Genomic DNA, 17,593 nt, shown 5'->3' on the forward strand with positions numbered 1-17,593 from the left:
CGAGGTGCAGGTGCTTGATCGGCCGCTAATTGGTCAATAAAGTTGACAATTAGATATATGGACTAATTTCCGGCCATGAGCGAATCCGAATCAAAGCCCTGGTATGAGGATGTCGTTCTGCCGGCCCTGTTGCGGCACGCCCGCACCACTTATGGCGTCGCCATGCGCCGCGCCCTGGATGAAGCGGGCTACGACGATGTGCCCAAAAACGGTCTTTATGTGATCGGCGGTCTCGCCATGGGTGCCGGTGGGGTACCGCTCGGGCAACTCATTCGGGAATTGCGCATCTCCAAGCAGGCCGCGGGCCAGCTCGTCGACACCCTGGTAACGCGCGGTTATCTGGAACGCGCTGTCGATCCGGAAGACCGGCGCAAGTTGACGGTGACATTGAGCGAACGAGGACGCGCCGCCGCTGCCGCCCAAGCCGCGGCACGCGAAAAAGTCGATGCGGAGTTGCTGGATATCGTCGGCGCCGACGATATCCAGCGCACGCGACGAACGTTGGCTGCATTGATCGACATGGGGAACGCACCGGATGAACAGCCCGACGACTAAGCCGGCCGAGATACGGAACGCGAATAGCGCAGCGAGTACGACGGCATCTCAGCGCGGTACATTCCGATCTGCGGGCATTCCTGCCGCGATCACCATCGTTGCGACCATCGCCGCATTCTGCACCGTTTACGCCATCTCCAGGCCCTTTCAGGCAGGTCCCAACGCCGCGATCCTTTCAGCGGTGCTTGCACTCACACAAGGGCGGCGGCGCACATCAAGCGACCATTCGCCATGGATGAAGTTGGCCGCGTTCCCCGTCGTCGCCGTCGCTGTCGCCGCGATTGGTTGGCTGCTGCACAACGCGTTCGTCATCGGGGCAGCGGTATTCGTCTCGGCCATGTCGTTTTCGATCTGGTCCAGGCAGCTCGGCGAAACGATGCGGCGCATAGGCAGCATCGCGGCGCTGCCACTCGTTGCTGTACTTATTGCACCGCCGCCACCGCATGCGCCCGGTGGACATCTCGTCAACCTGTTTCTCGTCATTGTTGCAGGCGTGGCAGCCTACGCATGGCTCATTGCGCTTGCTGAAGTCGCAAAGCGTGCCGCAGCGATCGATGGTGCATCTGCGCAGATCGCTATAAGCGTAGTCGAACCGCAGCGCAAGAAAGGCACGCTGTCGCCGCATACACGGATGGCAATACAGATGGCCGTCGCGCTCACCGCAGCTTTCATCGTGGGGCGCATCTTTTTCGCGCAACACTGGGGCTGGGTCGTGCTTACCGCTTTTATCGTCTGCAGCGGAAGCGTAAGCCGCGGCGACGCCGTTTATAAGGGATTTCTCCGCCTCGCCGGCGCAACCGCCGGCACGCTGACGGCTGCATTGGTACAGCACATGTATGCCCCACACGGCCCGGCAGCGGCCGTGTTGATCTTCGGCGTGCTGTTCGCTGGCCTCTGGTTGAGGGAGATCAATTACGCGTGGTGGGCAGCCTGCATGACGCTGGTTATCGCAATGCTGCAATCGACCGGCGCGAATGCCGATGCGTCCATCTTGCACTTACGTTTGCTGGAAATTCTGATCGGCGCCCTATGCGGCGCCGGTGCCACATGGTTTGTCCTGCCGATCCCAACGGAGTCTTTAGTGCGTCGGCGCATTGCCGACGCATTGCTTGCCTTGGATGAGTTCGCGTCCACAGAAGATGTATCGACCGAAGAGCGACAGAGAAAACTGCAGGTTTTCCAGCAACACATCGCGCGACTGGATGGCGTTGCGCCACCCGTCGAGTTCCATCGGCATGTGACGTTCCAGCATCGCAACGCCAATCATCCTGCAACATGGATCCACCTGCTGAGGCACAGCGCGCACCGCGTGGATGCTTTCCAGGGATCGAGAAAGGACCTCGTTCGCGCCGTCCGCCATGCGCGGAAGACGCTCGGACAGCGCGACTTGTCGCTGTCCGAGCCGCTGCAACATCTGCATGCGTTATTGGAAGGCCATGATAGGCCGGGCGTGTAATCTTCGAGATCAAATCAAACGCTTGTCACGGAGGCTGCGCCAACCGGTGCAGCGATAGCGTTCAATGCACGTATCGCATCATCGGGCAGCTGCAGTTTGGCGGCAGCAAGGTTCTCGTGAAGATGTGTCATGGAAGATGTGCCGGGAATGAGCAACATATTCGGAGCGCGCTGCAGCAGCCACGCAATGGCGACCTGCATGGGCGTTGCATCGAGGCGTTGCGCAACCTCCGACAAAGTCGACGATTGCAGTGGCGTAAAGCCGCCAAGCGGAAAATATGGTACGTACGCGATGCCGTCTCGCGCCAGACTATCGATCAGCGCGTCATCACCGCGGTGAGCAACGTTGTAATGATTTTGCACGCAGACGATCGGGCAGATCTTTTGTCCTTCTGCGACCTGAGTCGGCGTCACGTTGCTCAGGCCGATGTGTCGAACCAAACCTTGTCGTTGAAGATCGGCCAGAACAGTCAGCGGTGCTTCAATCGATCCTTCCGCCGCACCATGCGGACTGAACATGACGCGCAAGTTGACCACCTCGAGCACGTCGAGCCCAAGATTGCGCAAGTTGTCGTGCACGGCGTGCGTGAGTTCGTCACGCGAGAACGCCGGATTCCACGATTTGTCCTCGCCGCGCCGTGCGCCGATTTTGGTGACGATCACCAGATCATCCGGATACGGGGCAAGCGCTTCGCGGATCAACCGATTGGTGACGTGCGGGCCGTAGAAATCACTGGTATCGATGTGGTTCACGCCGGATGCGATGGCCGTGCGTAACACCGTCAACGCGGTGGCGTGGTCTTTCGGCGGCCCGAAAACACCCGGCCCCGCGAGCTGCATGGCGCCGTAGCCGAGCCGCTTCACTGTGCGGCTGCCGAGAGTAAACGTGTCGGAATGGCGGGGAAGGGGCATCGTTGTTCTCCTCAATGGATGGCGCAGAGCGTACGCGTTGTCGGACCGCACGATAAGAGCGCACAATCCGCACGGGCCGTGCGAAATAGCGAACAATGAACGTCGACCTCAGCGACCTTAACGCTTTTATCGCCGTGGCTCGCGCCGGGGGCTTTCGGGACGCTGCGCGGGCAGGGGATATGAGTCCTTCGGGCTTGAGCGAAGCGGTTCGCCGGCTCGAGACGCAACTGGGTGTGCGGTTGCTCAATCGCACCACGCGAAGCGTTGCACCCACCGAAGCGGGCAAGCGGTTGCTCGATCGTCTCGGCCCCGCATTGGCAGAAGTGCAATCGGCCCTGGATGTCGTCAACAGTGCACGCCAGACACCCATCGGTACGTTGCGGCTCAACGTGCCGGTAAGCGCCGCACGCTTGGTGTTGCCGGCGATCCTTCCGGAGTTTCTCGCTGCGTATCCCGACGTGCAGGTGGAAATCATTGCCGAAGACAGTTTCGTCGATGTCTTCGCGTCCGGCTGCGATGCAGGTATTCGTTACGACGAGCGGCTGGAACAAGACATGATCGCCGTTCCGATCGGGCCGCGTGAACAACGCTTCGCGCTTGCTGCGTCGTCTGCATATCTCGATCGCCATGGCCGGCCCGAGCATCCGCGCGACTTGCTGTCACACGCCTGCCTGCGCGGCCGCTTCAGTAGCGGGATGATCAACGCGTGGGAATTCGAGCGCGACGGCGAACTCGTCAAACTGGAGCCATCGGGGCCGCTGGTCGTGCAGATCGGAGCAGCAACCGATCTTGGCGTTGAAGCCGCAGTGGCCGGCACGGGCGTTATCTATCTGTTTGAGGATTGGCTGCGCCCGTATTTCGATAGCGGCAAATTGGAGCCCCTTCTCGAGCCGTGGTGGCCGCGCTTCAGTGGACCGTTTCTTTATTTCCCGAGTCGACGCCTCATGCCCGCGCCACTACGTGCATTCGTCGATTTCGTCAAAACGTTGAACGATGCTGCAAGCACTTCGCATTGATGTCTGAAAATCGGGAAAGCTACTGTCACAAGACGTCAGCAGTGTCGCAAGGTCCATGCGCTTTTTAAGCGGCATAAAGGCATCATAAGACACCCCTCTCCAGCACCTGGTTTCGACATGTCATCACGGTCTTCGTTGGCTCCGGTGTTGCTCGCTATCGGCGCGCTGACGATCGCCATGGCGTCGTATCAATGCGGCGCGGCCATCGCAAAACATTTGTTCTCGCAGGTCGGCGCGCAGGGCGCCACCGCGTTTCGATTGGGCTTGGGTGCACTGATGATGCTGGCGGTGCGGCGCCCTTGGCGCACCGCGCGCCGTAGCGCCAACTGGCGTGCGTTATGGGGTTACGGGTTATCCATGGGCGCGATGAATATGGTGTTTTACATGGCGCTGCGCACGATACCGCTTGGCATTGCGGTCGCGCTTGAATTTACCGGGCCGCTGGCCATCGCGCTGTTTGCTTCGCGTCAGCTGCTGGATTTCGCGTGGATCGCGTTGGCAGTGATTGGTTTGTTCCTGTTGTTACCGTTGCACGGACACGCGCATGCGCTCGATCCGATCGGTGTGCTCTACGCGCTCGCCGCCGGCGTAGGCTGGGCGCTGTACATCCTGTTTGGACAGAAAGCGGGTGTCGCCTTTGGCGGAGACGCAGTGGCGCTGGGCATTGCCATCGGCGCGCTGTTGGCCGTGCCAGTCGGGTTTGTCCATGCCGGCACCGCGATGTTCTCGCTAGCCTTGTTGCCGCTGGGACTGGGCGTCGCAGTGCTGAGTTCGGCGCTGCCATATACGCTGGAAATGATCGCGCTGACTCGCTTGCATGCGCGAACCTTCAGTGTGCTGTTGAGTTTGGAGCCAGCGATTGCTGCAGTGGCAGGCATGGTATTTCTGGGCGAGCAATTGGGCACGCTGCAATGGCTGGCCATCGCAGCCATCGTGGCAGCATCTGCGGGCGCGGCGTTTGGCGCGCGCCAGCCCATCGCCGAGCCTTTGGCGAACTGACATATCCCCACATCGCGCCGAAAGCCGCTTGATCGCTTTTCACGCCGCCTGATCCACGCCAATCGTTCGATCTGGAAATAAGGTCGGCTTATGTGAAAAAGCCGCCGAACGCGAGTCCGGATAATGGCGCCGTGGACGACGAAATGAAGACCTGCATGAGCGTCGCAACAGCGCCTGCAGGCCCTGGCCGGAGATGCCATGCCGACGTCGGTCGGATCGGATAACGGATGTATCCGGCAAACGGTTGCTCATGGAAAGAAAGGTGCCACGGAGGGCTTTGTCCTCGCGCCGGTTCGGGCGCGTTATCCGGATGAGTGTTTCGGATACGTGATCCGGACCGGCGCACTTCCCACAACCCATCGCTTCGCATCGGACTGCCGAATGCGGAACGGACACGCACGCCTTGAAGCCAGAAGTATGCGAGCCATAGTCATGAATCGTCATGAGACATCGCAAGTTGTTTCGCGCCAGCGCATCGACAAAGGAGTGCCCATCTTCGTGTCGCCGGCAGCGACGCTCGCAATATGCGTGATGGTGTTCGGTGTGCTTCACGCCGTGGCAAGGATCAGCGCGGAGCGCGTCGCGATCGACGGGCTGCTCGCCGTTAATGCACTGCTCTATGTAGCGGCCGCATTGCTGGCGAAATTCGCATGGCGCACGCGTACAACGATGCATTGCGTTCGCTTCGCGCGCTATGCGAACGGCCTCTCGATCGCGGGGCTGATCATGACGATCGTCGGCGCTTGCTGTCTTGCGCTAGTGATCGCGATCAAAGCCTGAACGTCGCCGGTTACAGCAAAACATCATGTTGCGACTCAGGAGCAAATTATTGTCTGGTGCGCTGAGTGCCGCGCTGGTTGCCGTTGGCGCCGTCGCGTTTGCGCCGGTGACCTCGGCGCGTGTAGACCCGGCGTTTTATCAAGCCCCACCGGAAAGCATGCCGGGCATGCCCGGTTCCATCGTGCGTATGGAGCCGATGCGTGGCGCGCCGTTAGGCGCGTCGGCGTATCGCGTGCTTTACCGTTCCACCGATCCGTCGAATCAACCGATCCTCGTATCGGGTGTCGTGGTGATTCCGGCGGGAGATCCGCCGAAAGGCAGTCGGCCAATCATTGCCTGGGCACATCCCACCACGGGTGTCGTGTCGGATTGCGCACCATCGCAAGCGCGCTTCGTGTTCCAAACAATGATGGGCCTGCGCGATATGGTGCGGCGCGGATACATTGTTGTTGCGACGGACTATCCGGGGCTTGGCACGCCCGGACCGCATCCGTATCTGGTCGGAAACAGCGAGGCGCGTGCGGTGCTCGATTCCGTGCGCGCGGTGCGTAACATGCCGCAAGCCGCCGCGGGAGATCGTTACGCCGTGTGGGGCCACTCGCAGGGAGGTCAGGCAGCGTTGTTCGCTGGCGCGCTGGCGAAAGAGTATGCGCCGGAGTTGCAGCTCGTCGGCGTCGCGGTGGCAGCACCTGCGACGGATCTGCAAACCTTGCTGCGCGACGATGCCGATACGGACGGCGGGCGAAACATCACCGCGATGACGCTGTGGTCATGGTCGAAAGTGTTCCATCTTCCACTGAATAACGTCATCGAGCCGGGCGCCATGCCCGCGGTCGATGCGTTGTCCAATGAATGCATCGAATCACCCTTGGACATGCTGGAGCGCAGCCGGTCACAACGGCCGTTGCGCGAGCAGTTTTTGCGTGTGGACGACATCACGCAAGTGGAACCGTGGCATTCGCTATTGCTGGAAAATATCTCTGGGACGTTGCCGCCGGATATTCCCGTGTTCGTCGCACAAGGCGATGCGGATCGCCTGGTGCTTCCCGCTGTCACGCAAGCCTATGTGCAGCGACTGTGTCGCGCAGGAAGCAAAGTGCAGTACATGTCGATGCCGGGTGTGAAGCATGGCTTGGCGGGTGCGGATAGCGCATTGGCCGCCGTGGCATGGATGGCTGGCCGCTTCGATGGACAACAAGCGCCCGATTCGTGCGGAAGCGCTTTCAACTAGGGCGTGGTGGGCCGGTCGAAAACGACAGCGGCATTGCGGCCGACGGTTTTGCGCAATACCGCGAGCCGATCGTCGTAACTCTTTTCAAGACAGCTTGTGTTGGCGCCGCACGCGTTGCGCGTGGCGAGGAATTGTCGCTGTTCGTTGCGCAGCCGATCGTCGAACTCGCGGTATGCCATGCCGGCCGTCGCGGGCTTCAAATGCAAGAGTAGATCGTAGTACGTGGTGACCATCACATCCTTGCGGCCCAGTGATGGGGATGCGCAGATCGCACGCTCGGTTGAGGTGGCCGCGTTTGCGCAGTCGTAACTGGCGACCTGCGCAGCCGCCGGGCCTATGAGCAGCAGACTTGCGAGCAGTGTGTTCAAGCGTGCCGTTTTCATCGTGGGTGCCTTTCTGACCAGTGCGAGATTCAAGCAATCTTGCGTAAACGCGCTTCCAGCATATCGTCGCGCCATACACTCGGGGTCTTACCGGTAAGACGCTTGAACACCGTAGTGAAGTGCGCCTGCGTTTGAAAGCCTACTTCCAGCGCGATATCCAGCATCGAGCGCGACACATCGGTCATCAATTCCTTCGCCCGTTCCAGCCGGCATAGCAGCAAGTAGTGATGCGGACGATAGCTTGTGGCAGCGCGAAACTGCGCAGCGAAATGCATCGGCGACAGGCCCGCGGCGTTCGCCATATCCAACAACGTTATCGATTCGGATAGATGCGACTTCACGTAGCTATCCACGCGCTGCAGGCGCCAGTTGGGCAGCGTCGTCTTGCGCGATATGCGGGCGACGGTGGCGTTCTCCGCACGCAGGCGGCGGATGCAATCGACCAGCATGTCGACGATCTGTTCGGCAAACGTCGTGTTCTGGCCGTTGTCGACCATATCGGTGAGCGTGCGTGCGAGTTGTAGCAGCAAACCGTCCTTCACTGGGCCGATCGAGCGGCCTTCGAGTGCCGTGCACGCATGTTCCGCCTCGGCGCTGAACCAGAGCAGCTGGGTCGGAATACGCAGATGCAGTGCCTTGTAACCGCGCGGACACGTCACACGTACCGTTTCGCCGGGGCGGCTGACGTAGCACGTGCCTGCTTCGAGCGACGCGTCGATCACGCGCTGTGCATCGGCATCCAGGCAAACGTGCGTATCGTCCAGCAGGATGCCTACCGTGTAGGCATCGCGTGGCATGGTGATCTCGCAATCGCCACGGCTGTCTGCATCATGCGTCCAGAGCGAGACAGCAATCTTCAACGGGCGCTCGCTGCGATGCATAACCTTTTCCTGCCAGTCCGGGCTCGCTGCCACGCGGTTCAACAGATCGCGCGTAGCCGAAGCGGCGTGAGTGGCGAGTACCTTGTTCTTGCGTTGTTGGGTGACACAGGACATGACGTCTCCGTTCCGGCACGACTGCGCCGGTTCGAATCAAAAGAGGGAGTGCGATAGGTCGAAGCGGCGACTTGGACGGGTGCTTTGGCGGGTACGGCCTATCGGGTTGCTGGAATCGCCGGGGGCCGACCGGCCCACGTGTTGTGCGATGCAGCGTAGAGTGCGACTTTTCCGTGCCAAGCGAAAATACTGTTTCGCTATGCGGCCATAACGGCCGGCTATGGGTGCTCGGGATCCACCCATTCGGCGCCCTTGAAGGACGTTTCCTCCAGCTGGCCGCGGATGAAGGTCAGCAGGGAGGCCTCGATGGCCAGGGCGGCCTGGGTCAATGGCGCGTCCTGTGCGCTGACCAGGCAGGCGGTCATGTAAACCGGCGGTTCGATCGGCGTAGTCGCAATGTCCTGATGACCCAGCACGTCCGAGAAATCGCCTTTGGGCAAGATGGCGTGGCCTAGACCTGTTTCGACGGCCGACATCATCACGTCGAAGAGGTCCGATTCGGCAATCGGTGCCAGCGTGATGTTCGCTTGTGCAAAAACGCGATCGATCAGTCGACGCAAGACATTCGTAGGCGTCGGCAATACCAATGGCAACGCCGCGACTTCCTGCAACGAGATGGATGACGCTCGCGCCGAACCTTTGGGACTGGCCAGATAAAGCCGCTGCCGGAACAGCACTTCGCGCGTGAAGCCGCCTTCCGGTTCGTCTTCGAACACGATCGCGATATCGATGGCGCGCGCGGCCACTTTTTCGCGCAGCGTGAGGCTGTCGCCGGTAACGAAGCGCAATGTCACTTTCGGCAGCGTATTGCGGCAGATTTCCAGCATTTTGCCGGTGAGCGCGGGGGCCATGGTCGATGCCATGCCGAAACACACAACGCCCTGCACATCGCCCTGCGAAGAGCGCACGATGGCCGGCAGATTGTCGACCTGTCGCATAAGCTTGAGCGCTTCCTGATAGAGCACTTCGCCCGCGACGGTCGGCGTAATGCCGCGTGCGCTGCGATGGAGCAGGGTCACACCGAACTCGTCTTCCAATTCCGCGATCTGTTTGCTCAGTGCGGGCTGGGCAATATGGATGAGCGCCGCGGCGCGGGAAAAGCTTCCTGCCTCGACGATCTTTGCGAAGTAACGCAAATGCCGGAACTGCATGTCTAGCGCTCCCGACGGCGATCGAACGGATATGTCCCTTGCGCACACCCAGGCGCGCAATATCTGCGGCGATTATGTGTGTTCATTCGCTGAGATGCACGTTCTTTAAATGATGAGTCATAAAAAAAGCCGGATACCGGCATCGGGAGCGATGTCGAATATCCGGCAAAGGGGGAAGGGTATTTCGGGCGTCGTTGCTCAACGACCTTCGGCGTTCGCAACGTCTGCCGCCAAACGCAATTCTTCGTTGGCTTGTGTCAGCAATTCCTTGGCGCGTGCGGCGTGACCGCCGAGTTGGCCGTCGTTATCGCGCTGCGCCAGTTGGATGTACTGGAATGCAGCAACGATGTTTTCCTGCGCATTTTTCAGGTTGCCGTGGTGCCAGCCGATGTCCACATACGGACGGTCCTGCGCCATCGTGGCGCAACCGAACAAAGCCGTGGAAGCCAGCGCAACACCCAGTACAAAACTTTTCTTGCTCATGATGGTTCTCCAAGGGTTGAGTGCAAAGGACTGCACAGATTGAAATCTCGTTGATCGACTTCGGGGTTTATTTTGAGCGTCGGACGGCCGTCGATCTTTCCGAAAAGCAGGGGCTTTTTCGCGTAGCCACACCGAATTTCGTAATCGAACGGCGCCGTTGCGATGCGTTGCCTGGGTGACTCGTCAGTCCGTCGTACATCCTTCCAAAACCGGCTTGCCGGCATCGACGCGCGCATCGACAAGCGTCGCGCCACGACCCTTGATCCTCCACGTAAGGGAGTCGGCCTGATAGGCCGCGCCGTCGGCAGCCATCGTGCTGACCAGCAGCATCGGGTTGCCGCGATACGGCACCACAGCGAAACTCTGGCCATTGCTTGCGTTGAGATACGTCACGCGAAAGCGTTGCCCGCCTGGGCAGCGATAGTCGGCGGTAATCGTCCGATGCACTTGAATCTGCGGCGCGTTCAACGATGTCGCGCTGACGCCACCCGCGAAAAGCAGCAGTGCGGCGAAGGGAAGCATCTTCATGAGAAAACTCCGGAATGGCGAAGCACGTTTCGCACGCCGTCTTGCCACGCATCTCGCGAAGCGCGGCCGTAAAGTGGGGATATGCCGCGCGATCAGAAGCGGATCAGCGACGCCTGTGCGGTGTGGTAAATGCATTCAAGCGGCGAGATGGCGCCATCGCTCGCGCCACAACGCGGGCAGGTTCTATCTGGGCCGTGGCCGTCGTTGAATACCAGCATCACGCCGTAGACGAGGCCGCAATCGGAGCACACCAGCTGCTCTACAAAGTCGATATCCATGGATTGCCTCGCAAGATGCCTTAAGTCGAGAGCATTCTTGCGAGATCACGCACCGTGCGTTTTCCAAATCGCGATGCAGCTTTCCGATTCGCATGGGCAAATATACGAAAGGCACGCAGAACGCTACAAGGAACGTTGTGCTTCTCGGGGACGGCGCGCAAGGGAAAAAGAAACGATGCAGCCGCCAATCCCAATGCCGGAAACGCTGGCCCACAGAGCGAAGTTTCCTGCCAGAACGCCGAGCGAAAGATTCGACGGAATATGTGCGCTGACATCTCGGAGCGTCCCAAACGCCAGGGCAATCCCATAAGCGGTGACAAGGCGCAGGCCCTTGATGCGGCGATGCGCGCCCGGGTCAATCCGTTCCAGACATTTTTCCAGGTCAGTAAGGATTCCGAACATAGCAACCCACCTGGATGAGACTTGCCAATCAGTCCCGCCTGCCCGCTGCGTATACCGCCAAAAAACCGCGGTGATCGGTGTTGCCCCGTATGCAGCGTCAACCCATCCAGTACTGATTACGTCCTTGCGATTTCGCGTAGTGAAGATTTGCATCGGCGCGATCGAGCAGCGTTTTGGCCACCTCGTCGTCCCCGCGTTTCGAAGCGACGCCGATGCTTACGGTGACTCGGCCGCCAATGCCCTGGATGTGCAACAGATCCGCGTCGTAAATCGCCCTGCTCATGCGAATGGCCACTCTTTCCGCCCCCTCGATCGGCGTGGCGGGAAGCAGCACGACGAATGTCGCCCCGTCATAACGACCGATGAAGTCGGATGGCTGACGTAACGATCCGGCGAGCAATCGGGCGACTGTGCCGACGCATAGATCGCCGGTGGCGTGCCCATAAACATCGTTGTATTGGCTGAATCTGTCGATATCGACCATCAGAACGCTGATGTCGTGTTCCTCGCGTTGCGAGATCGCCCATTCGCGCGCGAAGAGCTCATCGAATGCATGACGGTTTGGAATAACCGGATTGTTCAAGGCGAGATATCCATCGGCACAAACATGCCTCGTTTGAGTGTACTCAACGCCACCCTGGTCTGGAAACGGCGAACGTTGGCGTTATCTACGACCAATCGTTGCATCAGCGCTTCGAAGTCGTCGACGTCACGCGCTACGACGATCAGCACATAATCGCCGGCCCCCGTCACGTACCACGCTTCCTGTATACAGGGTTCGGCAGCGATCCATTGCTTGAGGCTCGCCAGTAACTCGGGCCGCTCTCGTTCCACTTCGACGTCCACGATCATGGTCAAGGGTCGTCCGGCTTGCTTGGGATCGACCAGCGCCACTTCCGCGGTGATCACCGCCTCTTCGCGCATGCGGGCGATGCGGCGCTGCACGGCCGAGGCAGACAACCCGACGTCGGCGCCCATCAGTTCCGCGGGCCGGCGCGCATCCTTCTGCAGGATGGCGAGGATGCGTCGATCGAGCTTGTCCAGTTCCATAGATATTTATGCGTGATGACACTTCAAGGCAGGGAAAAGGCGCGCGATATTGCCAAAAGGCGCGGTCTGGCCGCTTGCGCGGACTCTAACATAGCCCGTTGCTGGAACAGCTCACGGTGACTGCCTCATGAAGCTTCTGTACCAATCCCATTCGCCCTATGCGCGAAAAGTTCTCGTGTTTGCCCATGAAGCCGGGCTTGCCGATCGAATCGAAGTCGTTCACCACGAAACCAGCCCCGTACAGCGCAATGAAGAGGTGTTTGCGCTCAATCCGCTCGGGAAGGTGCCGGTGCTGATCTGCGACGATCAAACGGTACTGTTCGATTCAAACGTGATCTGCGAGTACCTGGACGGCCTGCACGAGGGCCGAAAGCTCATTCCGTCTACACCGGCTGTTCGCTTTCGGGCGCTACGCAACCAGGCCATCGCCACCGGGCTCGCCGATGCGGGCATCGCCGTGAGATGGGAGATGGAGCGGCGCCCTGAAGCGGTGCGATGGCCACCTTTGCTCGAAGGTTATCTGCAGAAGGTCATCGCCTCTTGCGACTATCTGGAAGCAAACATTGCAAACGAAGAAAATGTGGATATCGGCGATATCGCGCTCGCCACGGCATTGAGCTGGATCGCATTCCGAAACGTCTACGTCTTCCAGGCGACACGCCCTCGCTTGTCCCATTGGTACGATCGCTTCTGCTCGCGCACTTCGATGACCGCCACGAGGTTGAGCGGCGATACGGTCGATCAACCACTTGTAACGCCCGATGTTTCTGGAATTCCCCGTACCGCCGCTATCGGTTGATCTGCTGCATCTGCAAAGGCGGCACCGACTCAACCGAAACAGGTGCAAGTAAGCACTCACCTGGATGGTGGCGCAAGAGAACAAGCTGGAATGGGTTCAAGCGCTGCGGGGTGCCGCGGCGTTCATGGTCGTGATGGTGCACAGCCGCAGCGTGTTGATGGACACCGCGTCGGGAAAAGTCGTCGCGGATCACGTGCTATTGCCTTTGGGCATGGGCGTGGATCTGTTCTTCATCATCAGTGGTTTTCTGATGATGTTCACCACCCGGAACTTCGACGGGAGCAAGGCGTACGCATGGCGGTTCATAGCCAAGCGGGCGTCCAGAATATGGCCATTGTTCGCGGTGGTGACACCCGTAGCGCTTCTGGTGGAACACGGCGTGCATGGCTTTTTCGATCCCTCCGTTGTGCTTCCCTATCTGGAGGGGCTGGCTTTCATTCCGCACAATCCAGGCGCGTCGGGCATTTATTTTCAGATGGCCGCGGGTGTCGCGTGGACGTTGTGCTTCGAGTGCTATTTCTACATGTTGTTCGCCGCGTGCATGCTTTTCGGGCGATGGCGCTATGTGGTCATGACTGCATGGTTTGTCTTGACGCTGGTGGCCATTCCGCTACTTCGCGGAAACTACAGTCTGAATGTCGCTTCGCAACCACTAGTGGAATGGTGCAGGTATGCGAACCTTGCCATCAATCCCATCGTCTGGGATTTCATTATTGGCATGATCGCCGGATGGCTCTATGTCGCTGACTTCAAGTTCCGTCGCGTTTGGGTGATCTATGCAGCGGTTGTGGTGTCTACGATGCTGTTGTTGATAGGGTGGCATCGCATCGGCTTAGTAAACTTCTTTGGTCCTCGTGGATGGGCTCTACCCATGGCCATCTTGTTTTTTGGGGTTGGAATGCTGGCAAAAGTCGGCGCGATCAATGTGCCCTCGTGGTCTGTGTGGCTGGGAAATATCTCCTATTCGCTCTATCTGGTCCACGTTTACGTCTTTGAAGTTGCGCAGCGCGTCATCGGCGCCATTCCCATCGCGCACGAAGTATCCAATGCATTGCTTTTTATAACGCGTCCGGCGCTTGCAGTGATCGTTGCATGGCTGACGTTTCGTTACGTCGAAGCTCCGATTTCTTCCTGGGCGCGCAAGGGGTTGCTGCGCATCCGAATGCCTGCAAGGTCGCGCACGCTAGAGCGTGCATGCTAGATCGACTTAAACCTCTGCAAAAGGCATGTTCCGCTTGCGGCGATAAGCTTGATGAAAGCCCGCCGTGTGATGCAGCTGGAGTCCCTCTGCCAAATCTTCGTCAGAGGCGATGCGGCAGAGGAAAAATGTGTGCGAACCGATGGTTTGGCTATGCAAAACAGCCAACTCACGAATATGTAGCGCTGAGGAGACGGCAGGAATACCAAATTCGCGCGACGTCCGCACTGGAAAAGGAAGCGCATTCCAGTCCGACAGTGGTTGCTTATGATGTTCGCTAAGCTTGTAAACGACATTCTTCATCGCAGCGGGAATGCTGGACAAAGCGACCTGCCGCACTTCGCGCATGACGGGTTCTGAAACATTAGTGCTGCGCAGTGCGAGGGAAAAAAGTCCGCTGCGCTCGAGCGGCCCGATCAAATCCATCGGAAAGATGTTTTGATGGCCCGGCGCATCGAGCGAGACAAGGACAACCGGCCGTGGATGCAGATACGCCGTCATCAGCTGCTGTACGGCGGAAGGGTCCATCGCAAGGTGATGCGGCGCACGGCTTTTCAACATCAGGCGGTTCTGAAGCCACGCGTTCCACGAGCGCCGTAGCCAGCTGAGGCAGTAATGCTCGCCCCCTTCAACCTGATAGAGCGAAATAGACGCTTTATCGGTGGTGACGGGTGCCATTCGCACAAGATGCAAAACGCCTAGCAACCTCTGCGTCGTACTGTCCGTGTATTCGAGTAAAGGACGTTCTCCAGCATCAACGCTGGTCGCGATCACCAACGGTTTGAGCGATGCCACGGTGTGGTCCGCGGTGACATCCACCGAGGCGTCGTCCCCATGCAGGGTGGCCGTAACCGCCCGCGACGTGGGGGCAATGGCAACCGTGGACCATTGCGGCAATGGACGCACGAACGGTCTGATCCAATCTTTCCACATGTCAGGTCCGCCGAAATAGCAAAAACATGTAGAGATGCGTGGCCATGCCAAAACCACGCGGTGTGACACGCTCCAGCCGGAAATAGGGTGCGGCCGCCCGCGCAACGACGCGCGGCGTAAAGCGATGGATGTGACTCTCACTCGCGATCGCATAGCGGCCGCGACGCATAAGATTTATGAGATTCGACCGCCACCAGCCGTAACGCGCGTCGCCGAGGTAATACGGATTGAGCATGCTGATCAGCACAAATCCATCGCGGCGAACCACACGCGAGAATTCCTCGAAAAGTACCTGGTGATCCGCAATGTGATTGAGTACCGCAAAGTTTGCCGTAACGGCTTGCACTGTACACGCGAGCGGCGAGCCCACTTTGGTAATCGTTTTGCGGGCGATTTCGTCGCTGCAATGATGCTCCATGTACTCACGCATCGCCTCCGACGGTTCATACACGAACGTCGGGTGTCCGTGAGCGGCGTAAGCCTTCGCGTCAATGCCGGTGCCGGCACCAAAGTCCAGAACATCCGCACCTTTGCCCAGTAGCTTCAGCGCCATGTTCTGAAACCTCTCGCGCACCAGGCGATCTCGCCTAGAGTTCAGAATGACGGTGTGGTACTGCTCTCCAGTATGCATAGCGTCGACGCGCGTTTGGCGTCCCTCAAGCGCAGGCTGACGGGGTCTTGTCCGAGTGAGTGACCGTTAAATCGGGGAAGGTTGCTTCTTAGTTCTGGAGCGCCGAGCGCTTTGAGTCTTCTTTCCGGACAATGCTTGCCTCACGATTTTCGTCGATGGTGAGGCACTGATCCGCCATGGACGCAATGCCGTTTCGATGCGACACCACAACGATGATGGTCTGCGGAAGTCGACGCTTCAATGCGGAAAGCACGTCCAATTCCGATTTCACATCCAGCGCGCTCGTCGCTTCATCAAGCAGTGCCAGATAGGGTTTTCTCAGAATGACCTGGGCGAGCAGCAAGCGCTGCAGCTCACCTCCGGAAAGGCGGCTCGAGGAATTATTCAGCGCCGTATCGAGTTTGTGGCGCGATTCACTTAAGCGCTTTCCAAGGCCGACGTCGCTCAATGCCGAACATAGCATCTCGTCGGTAGCGTTCGGCGCCGCCCAAAGCAGACTGTCGCGTATCGAGTTCTGCCATGGGCGCACGTTCTGGCTGACGTACGCGCCTTTGCTTACGCGTTCTCGATATTCGGAAAAATCGAGGGAGCGGCCGTTGACGCTTGCCACAAAGGCCTCCGGTTTCATCATGCCGGCCAGCACGTCGATCAGACTGCTCTTGCCGATACCGGAATCGCCGCAGATCAAGGTCAGTTCGCCGGGAACCAGCGGGAAATGGCGGATCTCGATACCCATGGAGGGCGGTGTTATCCGCATTCGTTCGATAAACAACGTGTCGTTCTCGAGCTTCTCCTCAACAACTGACGCCGACGTGTGTTCCGGAACAAGATGTACATACTTCTGCCAGAGCTCGAACGCGGGAGCTGCCACATGCAATTGCTGGAAGCTTTGGCGCGTTGAGACCAGGTAGGGCAGCAAGCGACCCAACAACAGGCAGACGGCGATCAGGGACGATTGATCAACGCCGTGCAATCGATAGGCGAGAATAAACAGCGAGGCGACGCCGATGGCTGCCAGCAGCTCGAGTATCAGTCTTCCGGACGCAATGATGTTTAGCTGATGACGATAACCTTGCGCCAATTGCGCAGAGATCGCGCCGTAACTGGCCTTTTCAGAGGCTTCCCGTTGAAAGGAACGAACATGGCGAAGACGCCGCGGGAAATCTTCGCTGTGCCAAAACAGTCGCGTCAAATCGGCCACGTACTGCCGCCCCACAAGCGATTGCTCGCGACTACTGATACGCGCGGCTATCAGGCCAAACACCGCTAGCAACGGCGCAGCCAGCACCAGCGTTGGAGAAAACCACAGCGCGAAACAAATGCTGACAAGACAGGTAAAACCAGCTGCCAGCAAAAGCAGTAACGCGTTGAAGCCTTGCGTGATCACTTCGACGTTGTAAGTAAGTACGTTGGCGATCTCTGCAGACGTCGCGTCTGCGAGGGAAGTTAGTGGGGCGTCGATAAGCTTCGCGTGAACACGTTGACGCAGTGTCAGGCTATAGGAGCTTGATAGACTTGCCGCCAATCGAGTGGTTGCCCATCGCAAGATGGCGAAAGCGGCTGTTATTACGGCGAAAACGGCTGCATCCACATAGACATTCGCCTCTACATGGAACAGCCTGGAGATGATCGGCAACGCATGTCCCGGTTGAACCAGGGGAACTAATAACACCGCGGCTAGGCTGCCGGTCAATGCGCTGCCTAAAGACAACAGAACGTATGCGACGATCTTCGCGAGGCTCACTTGATCGAGTGTTTGCGCCAACAAGCGCCATTGATTTTTTGCTGAAGACGAAGGGGCTGTCATGACCGAA

The 17,593-nt window shown here is 59.0% G+C and carries 21 protein-coding genes; 8 read left to right on the plus strand and 13 right to left on the minus strand.

The window, feature by feature from the left end; translation table 11 throughout:
• Positions 1–75 precede the first annotated feature (75 nt).
• Positions 76–555, plus strand: coding sequence for a MarR family winged helix-turn-helix transcriptional regulator (locus tag EKH79_RS13660; protein WP_126674365.1), 480 nt, complete (start codon positions 76–78; stop codon positions 553–555).
• Entirely contained in the window at positions 536–2,011 is a 1,476-nt protein-coding gene (locus tag EKH79_RS13665; RefSeq protein ID WP_126674366.1) for an FUSC family protein, read from the plus strand. The genes EKH79_RS13660 and EKH79_RS13665 overlap by 20 nt, the downstream gene beginning before the upstream one ends.
• 14 nt (positions 2,012–2,025) lie before the next feature.
• Here the strand turns inward: EKH79_RS13665 and EKH79_RS13670 are convergent, their stop codons facing one another.
• A complete protein-coding gene (locus tag EKH79_RS13670; RefSeq protein WP_126674367.1) occupies positions 2,026–2,922 on the minus strand; it encodes an aldo/keto reductase family oxidoreductase in 897 nt (298 codons plus the stop codon).
• Between the two features lie 95 nt (positions 2,923–3,017).
• On the opposite strand from EKH79_RS13670, the gene EKH79_RS13675 reads away from it, so the two are divergent.
• The 4 genes from EKH79_RS13675 (at position 3,018) to EKH79_RS13690 (ending at position 6,948) form a co-directional block, all read left to right on the plus strand.
• Positions 3,018–3,938 carry a LysR family transcriptional regulator gene (locus EKH79_RS13675; protein ID WP_126674368.1) on the plus strand — a complete coding sequence of 307 codons (921 nt, stop codon included), beginning with the start codon at positions 3,018–3,020 and terminating at the stop codon, positions 3,936–3,938.
• A 117-nt stretch (positions 3,939–4,055) separates the two neighbouring features.
• The gene (locus EKH79_RS13680; protein WP_126674369.1) at positions 4,056–4,937 is read left to right on the plus strand and encodes an EamA family transporter; all 882 of its coding nucleotides are present in this window, start codon (positions 4,056–4,058) and stop codon (positions 4,935–4,937) included.
• 432 nt (positions 4,938–5,369) lie between these two features.
• Entirely contained in the window at positions 5,370–5,717 is a 348-nt protein-coding gene (locus EKH79_RS13685) for a hypothetical protein (protein WP_126674370.1), read from the plus strand.
• Positions 5,718–5,742: 25 nt separating this feature from the next.
• Entirely contained in the window at positions 5,743–6,948 is a 1,206-nt protein-coding gene (locus EKH79_RS13690) for an alpha/beta fold hydrolase (RefSeq protein WP_126674371.1), read from the plus strand.
• Here the strand turns inward: EKH79_RS13690 and EKH79_RS13695 are convergent.
• The 9 genes from EKH79_RS13695 to EKH79_RS13735 all read right to left on the minus strand — a co-directional run bounded on the left by EKH79_RS13695 (position 6,945) and on the right by EKH79_RS13735 (position 12,218).
• Complete coding sequence (locus tag EKH79_RS13695; protein ID WP_126674372.1) at positions 6,945–7,331, minus strand: lysozyme inhibitor LprI family protein; 387 nt, start codon at positions 7,329–7,331, stop codon at positions 6,945–6,947. The genes EKH79_RS13690 and EKH79_RS13695 overlap by 4 nt on opposite strands.
• Positions 7,332–7,360: 29 nt before the next feature.
• Entirely contained in the window at positions 7,361–8,326 is a 966-nt protein-coding gene (locus EKH79_RS13700; RefSeq protein WP_199754310.1) for a helix-turn-helix transcriptional regulator, read from the minus strand.
• 218 nt (positions 8,327–8,544) lie between these two features.
• Positions 8,545–9,477, minus strand: coding sequence for a LysR substrate-binding domain-containing protein (locus EKH79_RS13705; RefSeq protein WP_126674373.1), 933 nt, complete (start codon positions 9,475–9,477; stop codon positions 8,545–8,547).
• Between the two features lie 198 nt (positions 9,478–9,675).
• Positions 9,676–9,960, minus strand: coding sequence for a hypothetical protein (locus EKH79_RS13710; RefSeq protein ID WP_126674374.1), 285 nt, complete (start codon positions 9,958–9,960; stop codon positions 9,676–9,678).
• Between the two features lie 183 nt (positions 9,961–10,143).
• Positions 10,144–10,488 (minus strand): MliC family protein, encoded by a 345-nt coding sequence (locus EKH79_RS13715; protein WP_126674375.1) that lies wholly within the window; start codon positions 10,486–10,488, stop codon positions 10,144–10,146.
• 92 nt (positions 10,489–10,580) lie between these two features.
• Positions 10,581–10,766, minus strand: a complete 186-nt coding sequence (locus tag EKH79_RS13720; protein WP_126674376.1) for a hypothetical protein — start codon at positions 10,764–10,766, stop codon at positions 10,581–10,583.
• Between the two features lie 123 nt (positions 10,767–10,889).
• Complete coding sequence (locus EKH79_RS18950) at positions 10,890–11,168, minus strand: hypothetical protein (protein WP_199754312.1); 279 nt, start codon at positions 11,166–11,168, stop codon at positions 10,890–10,892.
• 97 nt (positions 11,169–11,265) lie between these two features.
• Positions 11,266–11,751 (minus strand): GGDEF domain-containing protein, encoded by a 486-nt coding sequence (locus tag EKH79_RS13730; protein ID WP_126674377.1) that lies wholly within the window; start codon positions 11,749–11,751, stop codon positions 11,266–11,268.
• Positions 11,748–12,218 (minus strand): Lrp/AsnC family transcriptional regulator, encoded by a 471-nt coding sequence (locus EKH79_RS13735; RefSeq protein WP_233590309.1) that lies wholly within the window; start codon positions 12,216–12,218, stop codon positions 11,748–11,750. Before EKH79_RS13735 ends, EKH79_RS13730 begins: the two co-directional genes overlap by 4 nt.
• Before the next feature lie 127 nt (positions 12,219–12,345).
• On the opposite strand from EKH79_RS13735, the gene EKH79_RS13740 reads away from it, so the two are divergent.
• Both EKH79_RS13740 and EKH79_RS13745 read left to right on the plus strand, forming a co-directional pair.
• Complete coding sequence (locus tag EKH79_RS13740) at positions 12,346–13,017, plus strand: glutathione S-transferase family protein (protein ID WP_126674379.1); 672 nt, start codon at positions 12,346–12,348, stop codon at positions 13,015–13,017.
• 64 nt (positions 13,018–13,081) lie between these two features.
• Complete coding sequence (locus EKH79_RS13745) at positions 13,082–14,218, plus strand: acyltransferase family protein (RefSeq protein WP_126674380.1); 1,137 nt, start codon at positions 13,082–13,084, stop codon at positions 14,216–14,218.
• Positions 14,219–14,224: 6 nt separating this feature from the next.
• Here EKH79_RS13745 and EKH79_RS13750 read toward each other — a convergent pair whose 3' ends face one another.
• From EKH79_RS13750 to EKH79_RS13760, 3 genes are all read right to left on the minus strand, one after another.
• Positions 14,225–15,148 carry a PNPOx family protein gene (locus EKH79_RS13750; protein ID WP_126674381.1) on the minus strand — a complete coding sequence of 308 codons (924 nt, stop codon included), beginning with the start codon at positions 15,146–15,148 and terminating at the stop codon, positions 14,225–14,227.
• Between the two features lies 1 nt (position 15,149).
• Positions 15,150–15,779 carry a class I SAM-dependent methyltransferase gene (locus tag EKH79_RS13755; RefSeq protein ID WP_126674382.1) on the minus strand — a complete coding sequence of 210 codons (630 nt, stop codon included), beginning with the start codon at positions 15,777–15,779 and terminating at the stop codon, positions 15,150–15,152.
• Between the two features lie 88 nt (positions 15,780–15,867).
• A complete protein-coding gene (locus EKH79_RS13760; RefSeq protein ID WP_126674383.1) occupies positions 15,868–17,586 on the minus strand; it encodes an ATP-binding cassette domain-containing protein in 1,719 nt (572 codons plus the stop codon).
• Positions 17,587–17,593 lie beyond the last annotated feature (7 nt).

The organism is Dyella dinghuensis, assembly GCF_003977615.1.
Lineage (GTDB): Bacteria > Pseudomonadota > Gammaproteobacteria > Xanthomonadales > Rhodanobacteraceae > Dyella_B > Dyella_B dinghuensis.